At 54.7% G+C, this 15,279-nt stretch carries 13 protein-coding genes and 1 pseudogene; 11 read left to right on the plus strand and 3 right to left on the minus strand.

What is annotated here, in order from left to right; all coding sequences use genetic code 11:
* The first annotated feature begins 34 nt into the window (after positions 1-34).
* A pseudogene (locus RBH26_RS14515) lies at positions 35-1,232 on the plus strand (ISH3 family transposase).
* Between the two features lie 256 nt (positions 1,233-1,488).
* Here RBH26_RS14515 and RBH26_RS14520 read toward each other — a convergent pair.
* Positions 1,489-2,049 (minus strand): TATA-box-binding protein, encoded by a 561-nt coding sequence (locus RBH26_RS14520; protein WP_306759096.1) that lies wholly within the window; start codon positions 2,047-2,049, stop codon positions 1,489-1,491.
* A gap of 680 nt (positions 2,050-2,729) precedes the next feature.
* Between RBH26_RS14520 and RBH26_RS14525 the strand changes: the two genes are divergently transcribed.
* Both RBH26_RS14525 and RBH26_RS14530 read left to right on the plus strand, forming a co-directional pair.
* The gene (locus tag RBH26_RS14525; protein WP_306759097.1) at positions 2,730-3,605 is read left to right on the plus strand and encodes a ParA family protein; all 876 of its coding nucleotides are present in this window, start codon (positions 2,730-2,732) and stop codon (positions 3,603-3,605) included.
* Positions 3,602-4,048, plus strand: a complete 447-nt coding sequence (locus RBH26_RS14530; RefSeq protein WP_306759098.1) for a hypothetical protein — start codon at positions 3,602-3,604, stop codon at positions 4,046-4,048. The genes RBH26_RS14525 and RBH26_RS14530 overlap by 4 nt, the downstream gene beginning before the upstream one ends.
* A 296-nt stretch (positions 4,049-4,344) precedes the next feature.
* Here the strand turns inward: RBH26_RS14530 and RBH26_RS14535 are convergent, their stop codons facing one another.
* On the minus strand, positions 4,345-6,075 hold the full coding sequence (locus RBH26_RS14535) for a transposase (protein WP_306759099.1): 1,731 nt from the start codon (positions 6,073-6,075) through the stop codon (positions 4,345-4,347).
* A gap of 297 nt (positions 6,076-6,372) precedes the next feature.
* On the opposite strand from RBH26_RS14535, the gene RBH26_RS14540 reads away from it, so the two are divergent.
* Both RBH26_RS14540 and RBH26_RS14545 read left to right on the plus strand, forming a co-directional pair.
* The gene (locus RBH26_RS14540; RefSeq protein ID WP_306759100.1) at positions 6,373-6,909 is read left to right on the plus strand and encodes a hypothetical protein; all 537 of its coding nucleotides are present in this window, start codon (positions 6,373-6,375) and stop codon (positions 6,907-6,909) included.
* Positions 6,910-7,217: 308 nt separating this feature from the next.
* Complete coding sequence (locus RBH26_RS14545; RefSeq protein ID WP_306759101.1) at positions 7,218-8,243, plus strand: hypothetical protein; 1,026 nt, start codon at positions 7,218-7,220, stop codon at positions 8,241-8,243.
* Between the two features lie 120 nt (positions 8,244-8,363).
* Here the strand turns inward: RBH26_RS14545 and RBH26_RS14550 are convergent, their stop codons facing one another.
* Positions 8,364-8,585, minus strand: coding sequence for a hypothetical protein (locus tag RBH26_RS14550; protein WP_306759102.1), 222 nt, complete (start codon positions 8,583-8,585; stop codon positions 8,364-8,366).
* 350 nt (positions 8,586-8,935) lie between these two features.
* Between RBH26_RS14550 and RBH26_RS14555 the strand changes: the two genes are divergently transcribed.
* From RBH26_RS14555 to RBH26_RS14580, 6 genes are all read left to right on the plus strand, one after another.
* Positions 8,936-9,757 (plus strand): hypothetical protein, encoded by an 822-nt coding sequence (locus RBH26_RS14555; RefSeq protein WP_306759103.1) that lies wholly within the window; start codon positions 8,936-8,938, stop codon positions 9,755-9,757.
* Positions 9,758-10,257: 500 nt separating this feature from the next.
* Positions 10,258-11,529 carry a tyrosine-type recombinase/integrase gene (locus tag RBH26_RS14560; protein ID WP_306759104.1) on the plus strand — a complete coding sequence of 424 codons (1,272 nt, stop codon included), beginning with the start codon at positions 10,258-10,260 and terminating at the stop codon, positions 11,527-11,529.
* A 314-nt stretch (positions 11,530-11,843) separates the two neighbouring features.
* Entirely contained in the window at positions 11,844-12,422 is a 579-nt protein-coding gene (locus RBH26_RS14565) for a MarR family transcriptional regulator (RefSeq protein ID WP_306759105.1), read from the plus strand.
* Positions 12,423-12,569: 147 nt separating this feature from the next.
* A complete protein-coding gene (locus RBH26_RS14570; protein ID WP_306759106.1) occupies positions 12,570-12,827 on the plus strand; it encodes a hypothetical protein in 258 nt (85 codons plus the stop codon).
* A gap of 254 nt (positions 12,828-13,081) precedes the next feature.
* Positions 13,082-14,536 carry a YncE family protein gene (locus tag RBH26_RS14575; protein ID WP_306759107.1) on the plus strand — a complete coding sequence of 485 codons (1,455 nt, stop codon included), beginning with the start codon at positions 13,082-13,084 and terminating at the stop codon, positions 14,534-14,536.
* The gene (locus RBH26_RS14580; RefSeq protein WP_306759108.1) at positions 14,533-14,997 is read left to right on the plus strand and encodes a plastocyanin/azurin family copper-binding protein; all 465 of its coding nucleotides are present in this window, start codon (positions 14,533-14,535) and stop codon (positions 14,995-14,997) included. The genes RBH26_RS14575 and RBH26_RS14580 overlap by 4 nt, the downstream gene beginning before the upstream one ends.
* Positions 14,998-15,279 lie beyond the last annotated feature (282 nt).

Here is a 15,279-nt window from a genome sequence, read left to right on the forward strand (position 1 = left end):
AGCCGGTTAGTTAGAACGTCTGCTTGCTGAAGATGTGTCCAAACACCAGCAGCAAGCAGACAGTGAAATACACGAAGACCAGTTCCTTAACTTCCTCGTCAACCGACTCGACGAGGAAGTTTCTCTGAACCTCGCCAATAACGCTGAAATCGACCCAGAGGACATCTACGAGGTCCTCGTCGGCGCAACCGCCGACGAGGACCTCGATCTCAACGCTATGCAACTCCAGTGAAAACTCACCATCTGCAAACACGATCCTCTATCACCTGCGGACGAAGTTCGAGCCGAAACGGCTCGAACGAGTCGCTAACACACTCCTTCGGCAGGATGTCGTCGAACTGCTCCCCGAGCAGGTGGAGGTCTGTGCAGACCTCCACCTGCGACCCTACTACGGTGACGAAGACGACACAGACGGCCTCTACCACTCGGAAGCAAAGCGAGGAACCACTTCGTTCCACGCCTACGCCACGCTCTACGCACGCGTGCGGAACAAACGCTACACGCTGGCGGTGCGCCGTCTCGAAGACGGCGACACCGCCAGCAGTGTCCTCGCTGAGTTCCTCGGTGTGCTTGACGGCCTTGACACCGAGGTCAAGGCCGTCTACCTTGATCGTGGATTCTACGACAGCAAGTGTCTCACGCTGCTTCAGGCGCACAACTACGCTTACGTCGTCCCGGTCATCCGGTGGGGTGAGGCGATTCAGCAGGAACTCTCGGAAGGGTGGAGTCGCGTCATCCAACACGACTTGACAGGGAAACTCGACGGTCACAGTTGGACCGTCGAGTTTCCCGTCTACATCGACTGTACGTACCTGAATGGACGGTACGACGAACACGGGGTGGCACGTCACGGCTACGCCGCTGACGCGCCGTTCATTGAGACTCCACGCGACGCTCGATACCACTACTCGAAACGCTTCGGTATCGAGTCGAGCTATCGCTTGTCCGAGCAAGCGATAGCGACGACAACGACGCGAGACGCGACGGTCAGACTGCTGTACGTCGTAGTGAGTCTGCTGCTACAGAACGTTTGGCGGTATCTGCACTACGAATACGTGGCGACGCCCCGCCGAGGCGGGCGTCGCCTCTGGTGGTGGCCATACAAGGAGTTCGTCAACATGGTTCGCCGGGCTGCGTGGACGGCCCTCGCGGTGCGTCGGGCCGTCCCCGCAAACCGGCCACCTGACGACCGATTCCACCGACAGTCACTGAACGGGATCGCCGCCTTGTGAGTGGCTACGCTGTCGCGTCGGCGGCTGACCGCCGCCGACAGCGACAGCTCCGTCTTCGATTAGTGTTGTTCAACCGCTATCGACGACTCATCACGACAGAACAGGTGACTCAGGTCAGGCTAACTGGTGATGCTTTGTGAGGTACTGAATCTATAGAGAAAGCAGACCAGGTGCCTCGGGGCTTGACCCCGAGGCGATTTACCTACTTACAGTCCTATACGACCATAGCGCCGAGTCTAATAACATCTAAACGTCATTACTCGAGTAGACCGAGATCTTCGAGACGCTTGACGATCACGTCGACGGCCTGCCTGGCGTCATCTACCTTCTTCCCTCCAGTGACAACCAGCTTCCCGGAGCCAAAGAGGAGGGCAACGACCTCTGGAGCGTCAAGTCGATAGACAAGCCCAGGGAACTGCTCTGGTTCGTACTCGATGTTTTCGAGGCCGAGCCCAATTGCGATCGCGTTCAGGTTGAGGTTGCGGCCAAGATCGGCACTGCTGACGATGTTCTGGACGATAATCTCTGGCTCCTCCTCAACTTGGATATGGAGGTCACGGAGTTCATCGAAGACGATCTCCAGACTTTCGTGAACATCATCAGTGCTTTTTGCGCCAGTACAGACGATTTTTCCCGACCGGAAGATCAGTGCAGCAGACTTGGGGTTCTGGGTACGGTAGACGAGTCCAGGGAACTGTTCGGGATCGTAATCAGCCCCCTCGAGGTCCATCGCGACACTCTGGAGGTCGAGTTCCTGTCCGATGCCAGTCGACGCGACGACGTTTTCGATATTGATGGAGTCCTTTGGGTCCGTCATAAGTTGGTAAAAAGACGTATTTATAACTTATAAATTCCCGTACTACTACCATGGACGCACGGTTCAACTTCCTATGCTACAGAAGACGACGAAGCGGGGGTATTCGGTTAACATCTTGAGGATGCAACTGCCAGAGGATTAGTCGAAGATGACGAACCAAGCGACAGCTACCAGCCTGATATGTTGATTGAACGGGCCAGTGAAACCTATTCTTGAGGCCGAGGACAATTTAAATGTGCATCCGTAAGATTCTAAATTCATTCGAGTGGTAGTGTCGATGAACATAAGCGACACGGTCTCCGTATTTTGACGACGTCGATTGTTAGAACCTCTGTCTAAGAATCTTAGATATGATTCTTATATTCGTGTCTTAGACAACCTTCTAAGATGGTTGCTTGGATATATTTCTATTCACTTCCTCTAAACTGATGTAGTTTCTACGACAGTCGCAGATTGTTAACTTAGGTGTGGGTCTCAGATGCCAATCTTAGATGCCTCCGAGATGGGTCCTCTTGGCTACTGTTACGTTCCTATTCCATACAATCGCTGCAATCCATGTGGTCGTTTTAAACTCTTGACTTGGCTAAGAATCTTAGATCAGATTCTAAGATATCTCACTTAGATATCTTTCTTGGATGCCTTCCGTAGTTTCTTATCTTAGTAACTCACAAGAGACATTCATGCTCTCGTACACAGTGTATTCCGAAGCAGGTGGCGTCGGAAAATCGTCGTTGACAGCGAACCTCGCCGTTGCGCACGCTCGAGCTGGCCTCGACGTACTGGTCGTCCCGTTGGATCCACAGGACGGTGACCTCAGCCGACTGCTCGGTGTCGATGCCGATCGAGCCAACAGTGATGCAGACAACCTTGTCCGTCACATGGTCAACGCACCAAAGGGTCCATTCGAGGAGCTTATCCGAACTGCAGAGGGCGTTGACATCATCCCTGAGCATAATATGCTTTCAGACCTCGCGGATCACCTTGCTCGCGAGCAACAGAAAGCCGAGGACTTTGGCGATGCGTACAATATCTATGCCCAACTGCAGCGCGTCCTCGCCGATGCTGGCGTTGCCGATAATTATGACGTCCTTATCTGTGATCCGCCTGCGACCGAGTCAGACCATCTCTACAACGCTATTTTCGCGACACGAAATCTGGTGATCCCGGTCGAGCCTTCAGCAAAAGGGCGAGCATCAGTGGAAGGCCTCGAGGAACTCGCGAGTAACTTTGCTAACCAGTTGAATATCGAGGTCGGTGTTCTGGCTGCAGTTCCAAACGGATTCAAGCGAACAAATGACCAGAAGGAACTAATCAGTGAAATTAAGTTCCCGACGCCGGAGGTAATCAGCGATCGGACGTCGATGATGGAAGGCTGTTGGAAGCAGCAGTGCTCGGCATTCGAGTATGTCCACAAGCATCGCGACCGCCGACGGGACTACGAGCTTGAGACGCTCGCTCAATTCGATCAGCTGGCTCGCTACCTCGAGCAGGAAGCAGGTCTTGAAGCACCGAACCCGCCAGAGCCTGGTGCACTCGAGGAAGAGGTGAAAGCATGACGGGATTCAAAAGCGGGAGCGCCGGTGATCCATTCAGTAGTGGCGATACAGACGACGATGCTGAGGATGACGAATCGGAGACGCTTGAGACACCGGCGTCAACGTCGAAGACCAGAACCGAAAATAAGTCTGAATCCAGCGCTGATCACGACCAGCGTCGCGACGACGACCGTGACGAGACCATATCGAACGGTCCTTCTAGTATTGGACTCCCCTGGATATACGAGCGTAACAGCATAACTGACGGACGTGCACAAACTGTCCAGTTACATCTTCAGCAATCAACGTTGGATCGTCAGCGCGAGGGGAAAATGGATGTTGAGGCTATTTTGGGAGAGTCTATTAAAAAGGCCGATCTTCGTGAGGCCGCGCTTCTAGTCGGCCTTGAGCACACCGACGAGGTTGCTGATCAGCTTCGGGAGTGGGGCTACGACTTCGAGTAAACTTGGTCTGGAAGGTCGACAACTAGTAGTAGGGCATTCGAGTCACAATTGGCCAAAAAATACATCGAAATCATCCATCCTCCGAAACTGCGGTGGAGCACATTCTTCGCATGCTTATAAACCTACAAATGAAACTAGAAAATTCACGAGCTGGTGACTCCCAATTCGGTGCGAAAATCGGACGAGATCGAATTAGCAACTACGAATTATTCACATATATGACAATCAGTCCGGAAATCCACGAAAATCGACAGCGCAGCCGCTACCGAATTAGTGAACCCGGAGTGAAAAAAGCGTTACCCGAACTCACGCAGGAAGTCGCCCAACGCTCGCACGAACGTCTTCGCCGTGATCACTGGCGGTGACCGGATCGGCTCGTCGAGCGCGACCTTAATCAAGTAGTCCGTCAGCCGCCACAGATTGTAGATCAGCGTCGACAGCGCGAAGTTACACAGCCGAAGCCGGTAGTCCGTCGACGACGTCTTCGGCATGAAATCCTTGATCGACTTGTACTGGTTCTCGATGTCCCACCGACGACTGTACCCGTTCACGACACTCGAGATCTCTTCGGGCTCGACGCGATCCTGGTTCGTCACGAACACCGCGTACTTTCCATCGGCATCGTCGCTCGTACTTGGGGCATAGAGGAACTCTGCCTCGTGGTGTACCTCGCCGTCAATCCCTAGCGGCACATCGTGTTTGACAGCCTCATCTGCCGTTGGATGTTCCTGAATATCCTGGATGGCCTCTAAATCATCTTCGTACTTTGGAACTGGTGAGAGATACGTGATCCCGCGCTCGTGAACGTCTGCGTACACTCGGTTGACGTAAAATCCGCGATCGAACATCACCAGATCCAAATCGACGAACTGCTCAGCACAGTCGAGCAGTCGACTCACTAAATCGGCTTTCGAGTACGATGGAGAGTCGTCGGGCTCCCACGCAGAGTTCTCTTTGACCGGCTCAATACCGAGGACGATCGGTGCGTGATCGCCAACCAGCGTGATGGTGGCGTACTTGTACCCGCGTTTGTACTCACCGTCTTTCTTGTACCCGCTTACCATCTTCGGGTAGTCTGGCTTCGCGATCCCTGCTTCCTTGTCTTCCCACGGCCAAACGTGGAACTGCTCGTGAGTGATGTCGATCGCCGCAACGGTCTCACGAGAGTCGAAAGGGCCGTCGGCACGGATCGAGTTGATGATGTTTTCTGTGGCAGCGTTGAACGCCGTCATGATAGTGTCCCGAATCTTGTCGATCTCGGGCATCGAATCATCATCCTCGAAATCCTCGAACGTGAGCTGGCCGTCCGAATCCTCGGGCGTGGCGATCTTCTTGATTGCGCGGAGGAACGTCGAATCGTCGCAGATGAGGTCGTCGTCGGTGAGCCAGCCGTACTCGGCTTCTGAGTGGGCACTGCCGTTGTTCGCGCAGATGCTCGCGAACATATCCAGCATCACCTCGTCTGAGTACTTCTTGTGGGCCGCTCGGTGTGTGTCGAACTCGGGAATGACGTGTTTGCGAGCAAGTGTTAGCGTCTTCTGGGCCTTCTCTTTCTTGTACTCGTTCTCGCTTTGTGACTCTTCCTCGGTTTCGGCTGGGACTGACGGAACAAGACCTTCCGTGAGGACGTCGTTGTCGAGAGCAACTTGCCGGACGCCAGCAACCGTGCGATTGAGGACTTCTTGAGTATCCTCGCTGAACTGCGCGTGCGTGTACGAGAGCTGTTGTTGGGTCGGTGTATTCGAGAGATCGGTGATATCGAGGTGGAAGCTCTTGACTAAGCTCGGCTCCCGACCAAGTCGTTGCGCTAATTCGTTCTGGGAAATGCCTCGAATCCCTTTGAACAGGAGCGTGCGAAACATCTCGTCAGTTCCAAAGGTTACGCGGTTCTGATTGCGGGCATCCTCCAGTTCGTCGACGGGGATTGAGAGTTTCCGGATGACGTCCCAGAGGTGGTCTTCACGCTCACAGAGTGTCTCCGCGTGGACAATGATTGACTCAGCGACAGCCGACGGATCAGTCGACATTGAGCCACCTCCTAGACGAACTGCTCTGTTTGTGGGCTGTATTCGACCAGATACTGGAGTGATAATATGTAGAAATGTCTGTTGAGCAGGAGTGAATATCAGTATAGGATAGAGTAAAAATTTGATTGTGCATTAGTGTCGATTGTCTGCTCTTAATTTGTAGTGGGAGACATATGAAGAGGCATGTGTGCTATACTTGGAGAATTGATTGTGGCTACAATTCGGTGTAAGTCAAGAATCAGTATGAATAGAATATCACTCGGAATTATAGTGGTGGACCGAGAACAGGTAGGTACGATGGGATTGGACGAACTCGAGTCGTTTCTTCGCAAGAAGGGTGCGGCGGAACTTATCACGGAGATCGGGACGGGGACAGCAACGTTTAACGCACTCGCCGACGCGGTCGCGGTCAGTGGCTCGACGGTGTCCTCGCGGCTCTCGGAAGGTGTTGAGCGTGAGGTGTTCACGGTGAGTCACAGGCCAACCGAGCATGGGACAGAGAAGCGGTATGAGCTCACGATTCTTGGCCGTCGAATCTACGATTGGGCACAGCAGACGGAGTTCGAGCGGAAGATCAGGGAGTTGCGTCGAGTGCGCCACGAGCGGGAGATGGTATTCGAGCAGCTAATAGGGCGAATCAATCGAGATATGGAGATTCGCAAGATGATAGTCGACGTAGACCCACTCAAGAACGAGAACGTAGAGTTGCCTGAGGGTACGTCTGTCGTACAGAAAGAACTATCAGAGGAAGCGGCCCGTGAAGCTCATTTCGAACGGATGGAAGAATCCCTCGAGCCAATCACAGACGACCAATCCGAAGAGAATTGTGAGTGAAGAGGCTCTAACATTATGAGAATCCTGTTTACCTGTAGGTATTTGTCGTGACCACTCTTTGAACGAGTCAGCCGAAAACTGATAGAATCCCTATTAAAGTAATATCTACTCACCAATAGTAATATCTACACACATTCAAGAGTATTAACGGATCTTGAAAAAATTACCACATTCAGGGAATTTATTCTTCAATTAAGTATATCAATCGAAGAATAGTATCTGGAGATGGAAAGTCAAGGAATATAGAACGACACCGGACACCGGCCAGTGGAATAGAACGATAACAACAAGCAAATCAAGCAGATAACATGAACCAGAAGAAACCGCAATCAGCGAAAGGGGCCTCGAGAAGAACCGTTATGAAGACCCTTGGAGTCGCCACTCTCACAGGAATTGGCGCATCAGGTGTTGCTGGTGCTGCCAGTGACGGTGAAGTCGATCCCGACGACCTCCACAGCGATGACAAGCATGTCTTTGACGCCGAGAAGCTGGAATCTGACGAGGCCATGTCGGGGGTCTATAGGGAATCCCCACTGTACCTCATGGAAGAGGTGAGTGATGGGTACCTCGTGTACTACGATGTCGAAGAAGTCGAAGAGGAGTTCGAGACCGTCTCGTACGAAAAGGACGGTCCCTCGATTACAGAACAATTGCAGTCAGACCCCAAAACAAAGAAAGCCAAGGAAGAAAGCAGCAATACTATTGATAAGATCAAAGAAGAGGAACGATCGAACATTCGACCTCAGTCAAGCCACGACTTCACAGTCTTCCTTGGTAGTGATCGGTCCCGGTCGCTCGTCGACGATGGTGACGCAGAGACCTACACAATCTGGGGGAACAAAAACGCGGAATACTCTGTCTCCGACAGAGAGACCCGAACTGATATCAGCGTCTCTCCTACAGCGTTATCTGACCCAGGTGCATATGCTGAACTCAGTTCGGTCTTCCAGGTTTCGGGTAGCGGCACAGAGTCCGCTACTATAACGGTCGAAACGTATCACCAAGGTACCCTGTGGGCAGCAGCAGGTGCGACCTCGGAGATCGACATCGAATTCACTGTTGAGAATCTGAGTGGGTCCGGATCGTGGAGTAGTTCGATTCTTAACGAGCAAGTGTCTGGCCTTGTCAACGACGAGGACTTCCAAGGTAATGAGGAAACCTCCATCACGGTCAACCTTGAAGCAGGAAATCACTACCGCCTAGCCATCGAACAGACGTCGACATGCTATGTTGGCGGTTACAATGGTGCTACTAACCGGTTCGGTGGTTACCTTTCAGGCGGTAATTTCAACGACGAGTACGTCCAACACCAAAACTGGAATATCGAATTCTAGCTTCGTCGCTCTATAATCCCTTTCTTTAACTATCAAAACCCGTTGATATCCTCCCCGCGCTGAAGCACGAAGTTTTGCGCCTGTTCATCCATAAACACTCAGATCAGCCGGTCTAAGACCCTATTCCGATTCGGCTATGGAGCAATATAGGGTATACACAGCAGCGAATGCGATAAAGACGACAATCATACCGATCGCTACACCGACCCACCCTCCATATGGAAATCCATAGCCAAGGAGAAGTAATCCGAGCTGTTCACCCACGTATGCCATCATAAGGATCACACCCAACCCTACAAAAAACCGGACAACGAAATTTCGCTCAATGATATTCTGTTCCATATGTACTTCGTCCCCGCCGATCCACATAAGTTTTCACCTCTGTGATTACCGGAAATCGGTGGGTCTCCCACCTTCTGATGAACAATTCGGATAATGAATAGAAGATATTAGTGGTGAATGCCATTTCGTGGTGGCAAGTGGCGGCCACTGGTTGTCACTCGACGGCTCAAGAGACTATCAGAATGTGAGCAGTCGAATTGCGTCTCACAATGGGTTCATATCAAGTGGGTCGCGATGCTTCTAAACGGTAGCATCGCAGCAAGCCACTTGCTATAGACGATCACCCGGAATATCCAATATTTACCGTTGGTGTGATTACATTTATTATGATTGGCCAAACAATATATAATATGGCTGACGAAGATAGCGCAGAACTCCGGTCGACGCTCCACAAACGACACAACGTACTCGCCGCCCTCGCAACCGAACCCCAGACGAAACCAGATCTCGTCGACGCCATCGCCCCGTCCCGTTCGACAATTGATCGCGCCATTAGCGCCCTTGAAGACGCAGGCTGTATTGAGCGACGTGACAGCACCTACTACCTTACCCAACTCGGCCGTGTATCTCTCGCTGAACATAACCGACACACGAAGACTGTAGACAGCATCGCTCGCGCCAGTGATATCCTTGACTCCGTCTCCACAGATGTCCACATCGATCCCGTCTTCTTCAGCGGAGTATCCGCCCAGACCGCCGATCCGCATGCCCCAGAATCTCCCCTTAAAGATAGCATCGAGGCGCTCAAGACAACCGACCGACTAGTCGGTCTCGTTCCCGTCATCCTTTCGGTATATATTGAGGCACTTACCGACCTTATCCGAGAACACGACATCAAAGCCGAACTTCTCCTCCACGAAAACGCATTTGATTCCCTCCTTGAACACTATCAGGACCAATTTGGTAAGATTGACATCACTGATCATATTGACTTCTACGTGACCGATCAGGACCTTCCCTATACTCTCTGGATCACGGAACACGACGAGAGCTCGCGAGCTGATATCACCGTCCATGAGAATGGTGGCGTGCGCGGCGTCCTAATGAATGATACCCCGGCTGCTCTGCAGTGGGTTCGCGACGAGTTCGCTGAGTATCTCGAAACTGCAGATCCAGTTACAGTTGATCTAATAGGCTCTGGTGAATCACTAGACGGCGGTGACTTCGGGTGAAAAAATAGGTCGCTCGAGGCCCCACACTGGAACAATCATGACTGCAGCCTCGACAAACCCGCTGATGACCAACTGATCTGCCGGTCTCAGCAAGAGGCCAAGACAGTACAACTCGGCGCAGTATGGCGATTCACCAGAGCCATCTAATATGACCTCGCACGCCAATTCTGGATGATCTAAAGACCCGTTGGCGGTGTGTCCGCTGCCCAGTCCAGGCGGCTCACTTATCGGTGAGAATATTCTCCAAAGCGGCGGCCAAGTTCTTTGATGACTACAACGCCAGTCATCAAACGTCAGAGGCCGAGTTTTGTATAGCGACATAAGATTCACGTCAATTTCGGCGTATCTGCTTGTATAATTGCTTAGCTTGGTTGTCGAGCATACGACAACTAACTCAGCGGTAGTTTTACGTGGGTGTCATAAGTACTGAAACACATGAAAATGAGTGATTTAGAAACCACCCAAACCGGAGCGAACGGCCTTCTCGGGTCGGTGAGGGCATGACTCAAGAGGAGGCGATCAACTGGTCCCGCATGTCCCTCGAGGAACTCCAGCACTATTGGAACGCCTACGTCGAGGTCGACCTCGAGCGAGCGGGCGTCGACCTCTCCTCGCGGCCGACCTACGAGGAGATCACCGACGCTGGCTACTCGGGAATCGCCTACGCGCTCCGTCAACACCATGACATGACTCTCACGGAGTTTCTCGCCACAGTCGGCTACGAGGAACCGGGCTCCTCGGATGGCTACTCCTGGGGCATCACCAACGAAACCACTGTCGACGAACTCGAGACGTTCCTCCGATCGCTCTCGCGGCGCCGAGGACTCGTCGACTCGACGATTGATACCAAACAGGCTCGCCTCGCGAAGTACGCTCGCGTGTACGCCGATCTCTACGGACAAGCCGACCTCGTCGACCAGGCGGTAGACCCGTCGAACGAGAGCACAGAGTACGAACGCGTCCTCGGTGTGTTCGACGAGTTCGATCGGGAGTTGACCACCGACGCCTCGAAGCTTCGCTACCACAGCGACGTAAGCCAGTTCTATGACCACCTCGAGCGGCGTTCAAAGGTGGCGTTCAATCCAGTCGCCGAGATTCCCAAGGAGTTCCAATGGGAACCGGGCGACCCGGACAACCCGGCGCTGTCGGCCGACCAAGTGCGACAGATCTACGAGGCCGTAGAGTCGCCGAGTGAAGAACTCCTCGTACTCGCGTTGTGCGCGTGGGGCCTTCGCCGGAGTGAGGTCGCCGCATTGCACGTCTCCCAGCTCACACTCGAGGGCGACGACCCACACATTGCCTTCGACGAGAGTCGGAAGAACGGCCCCGGGACGGTGGCGTTGATCTACGGCGTTCACGAACTCGCCGACCGCGTTGACACCCTCGGCTCGCGAGATCGACGCTGGAACGGCTATCTGTTCCCCTCGAGCAAGTCTTCGAGCGGCCACATCGTCGGCGAGACGGTCCAGCAGCGGTTCCAGCGGATCGCCAAACGGGCGGGTGTCCGAGTAGATGGTGGGCCGCCGACGTCGAAAATGGGTAGGCGGTTCTGGTACACGACGTACCTTGAGGCCCAAAAGCACCTCCTTGAGAACCTACAGGCGATTGCGGCCGACCAAGGCAGTAGTGATGAGGGCGTGGTTCTGAAAAATTACCTCTCGGAAGGTGAGCGGCGGAAGTATCGGCGGGAGTTCATGCGCGAGCGGCTGGCGGACGCGTTCGAGGTGAACTCAACGAGGAAAGCGTCCGAGAACGTTTCTAGACTTCTCTAATCGTTTCTTTCCCAATAGATCGTTCATCCTTCTGATATCGAGCCTCTATACGTATGTAGCACTCCTGCTCTTTCTTGACCCCTGCTGGTGGTATAATCCGGGAATATATGTGTAAAATTCATGCCGTATAACTCTGCTATCAACGATGTAATCGGCTCGATCGTTCCGGATGATCCCGCAGTACGTGTTGCACCCGTATGAGGTGACCAGATAGGGCTAGAACTCGAGCGAGAGAGCGACGCTCGAAGCCAGCGGACCGATAGCCGTCAATAGTAAAGGGTAGTACCCTTTCGGTACAATAATCGATCACGACTGTGAAACGAGAGTACGCCGACGGTGCAGCGACATTGCTGGTAGGGGTGACCCTCTTTAGCGGGGGGTACGCGACGTGGCAAGCGTATCGGCAGTGGACCGCGCTCAGCGACGTGACTCACATGGGAACCTCGATGGCCGCGATGCACGGGACACACCCCGTCTGGTACCTGCTCGGAACGATCCTCGGCGCGGCCGTCATCGGAGGTGTGTACTTGGGGGTTCGCGACCGAATCGTTTCCTCGAGCAACTCCCAAGGGAAGGCGACCGAACACGATATCGACTCGGCGGACCCGAGGGCGAGCCAATCCGAGTCGATCGCCGAGGGGAATTCGACCCGGCAGGTGTTAGACCTCCTTCCGGAGGATGAACGGCGCATTCTACAGCCCGTCATCGAATCCCCCGGGCTGACTCAGATCGAACTTCGGGATCGATCGGACTTCTCGAAGAGCAAGGTCAGCCAGACGGTGACGGACCTCGAGAAACGAGGCCTGCTGTATCGAGAACCCCAGGGCAGGACGTACCGTGTGTATCCCTCGGATGAACTTGAGCGAGGGACCGAATCGTCACTGGCGGAGTGAGCGAGCCGAAATCAGTCCGGACGAACGATCCTCTGGGTACTAAACGACTAGGTCCGTTTAGAAACGTTCTTGGACGATCTCTCGAGTGAATCCACACCCATACCAGTAACTGGTATTCGACCGTAGCATCACCTGAGGTGAATCCAGATGACAACCAAGACAGTCCGGCTGATGGTAGCACTCGCGGTCGTCGTCGCACTCGTCGGGGCGATCGGTCTCGTGAGTGCTGACGCCACGCCGGTCGGCGAGGATGCCGAGCACGCGGGCGCCCATCACGACTACATGGACGACCACGAGCACGGTGAACACATGGGTGAACACGTGGACGCCCATCACGACCACGAGCATGGTGAACACATGGGTGACCACCACGAACACGCGGGCAGTGGAGATGGTCACTGCTAACTCGTGGTGAACCATCCACGTTCGAACGCGAGGAGCCAGCAGGTTCCTAGTTCGCACGTTCCATCGCCCTGAACGGGTTCGGGATCGACGTAGCAGAAACGGACTCGAGACCGATCACCAGACCACGGGACGGCCGACTCGCCTTAGCACTCGATCCTGTAGTGGGTACGCTCGAGTCGGTCGAACCCTGGCGTGGTCGATCACCCGGATCGCGGTGGCGATTGCATCGAGTACGAGACGACGAGAGGTGTGACATGAGATACAACAGACGTACGATACTACTCGCAACGGGAGGTACCGGACTCGCCGGGTTAGCAGGTTGCCTGGGAGGCGAAACCGAGGGAACGCAGGATGACGAAGGCGAACCAGAGGACGACACGGATCGAGACGAGCCCGAAGACGTCGAGAAAGAAGAGCTGGTCCGCACCGATGAACTCGAGGGCGTGAACTTCGAGGTGCTGTTCGTCAATCCGTTACCCGACGGTGAGGTGGACAGTGAGTTACACGACGCGGCCGAAGACGCCCTCGTTTTCGACGTCGCGATGGATACCCACAGCGGCGACCTCCGCGAGTTTGACTGGGATGCGCGGACGTCCCTCCACACGAGCGACGGGGTAGAGACCGACGACCTCGAGTGGGTCTGGGTACGCGAATCCGACCACCATCCCCAGGGCTATTTCCTGGTGAGCAAGACGACCGCCGACGGGACGCCCGTTGTTGATGACGACACCGACGAGATAACCCTGGAGATTTCGATTGAGGACGGGACGGCCGAGTTCACGTGGGACCTCGAGGGATACGACCTCGAGAGCGTGGACGTCACGTACCAGGCGTACGTCACGAACTCCTACGACGGCACCGTCTCCGTGATCGACGACGTCGAGGGGACGGTCCTCGAGACGGTCGACGTCGCCGAACGGACCTCTCACGGGATCGCCGTCACCCCAGACGGAGCCACGGTCTACGTGGGCGATTACGACGACGGAAACGTCTATCCGATCTCCACGGCCGATCTCGAGGTCGGCGAGGCGATCGAGGTCGGCTCGAACGCCCACGGCGTCGACGTCGATCCGGACGGTCGATACCTCTACGTCTCCGGTGGAAGCGTAAACGTTAGGGGGGACGTGGCGGTTGTAGATCTCGACGGTCACGACGTGGTCGAGGGTATCGAAACCGAGGGTGCCGGCCACGTGAACTTCGGGCCCGAGGGCCGATACGCGTACGTCAGTAACGTCGATCTGAACCGGATTGCCGTCGTCGACACCGAAGAGATGGCCGTCCTTGAGACCGTCGACGTCGGTGACGGTCCGAACGAGGCCGTTGCCTCGCCCGACGGCCAGTACGTCTACACGGCCAACGTCGGGGACGACTCCGTTTCCGTCGTCGACGTCGACACGTGGGAAGAAGTAGACCGGATCTCCGCTGGAGAAGGAACGCACGGGATCGATATCACGCCGGACGGTGAGTACGTGTGGACGGCCAACAGAGCCAGCAGTGACCTGACCGTTATCGACGCCGAGACGAGGGGAGTGACCGAGACGGTTACGGACGTCGACGGTGCGAATCACCTCACGATCACTCCCGACGGATCGACGGCATACGTGACCGCACCCGGTGCGGATAAAGCGTTCGTAGTGGATACGGAGACGTTCGAGGTTACACGTCGGATCGACGTCGGTCAGGAACCCCACGAAATCGTGTTCGCATGACTCGAGCGGGACGACGGACGTATCTCGCCGCCGTTAGCACTCTCGGAACTGTCGGGCTGGCCGGTTGTGTGAATATCCTCGGGCCTGAGCGTGATATCGTCAGGTTCGCGGGCGAAGAGTACGATATCGGGATGACGCGAAACGCGTTCGTTCCCGACGAATACGAAATTTCCGTCGGTGAGACGGTCGTCTGGAAGAATACCAGCGGAGCGATGCACACCGTTACCGCGTACGAACGTGCCCTCCCGGAAGGTGGAGAGTTCTTCGCGTCCGGCGGATACGCCACCCAGAAGGAAGCAGAGGAAGCCTGGGATCAGTCACTCGGTGGTGGCATTGACAGGTCTGAAACGTTTGAACATACGTTCAAAATGCCGGGGACGTACTCCTACTACTGTATTGCACACGAGGCCGACGGACGGGGAGACGGAAAGCAAATTGGTATCGTTCGCGTCACAGAGTAGTGTAGCCTCTGTAGCTGTCGTCCACAGACGTTCTAGAGGCGGTTGGGATGTACCTCGATAGCTCGATCGGGGACGTGCCGCCGATGGCCTATCGGATGACGTGTGTAATATTATCAACAACGGACCCGCTTCCTTGCCGGAACCCTTCAAATTCAGTGGTGATGAACGATATCGACGCAGAAAACGCCTAGAGGACTCTATAAACCCTCTCGAACGCTCTGGCGTGTTTGTTCATACCCATGGAAGTAATCCCCGGGTACACTAATGAGGTCACGGAGAGAA

The sequence above is a fragment of the Natronolimnohabitans sp. A-GB9 genome (assembly GCF_030848565.1).
Taxonomy (GTDB): domain Archaea; phylum Halobacteriota; class Halobacteria; order Halobacteriales; family Natrialbaceae; genus Natronolimnohabitans.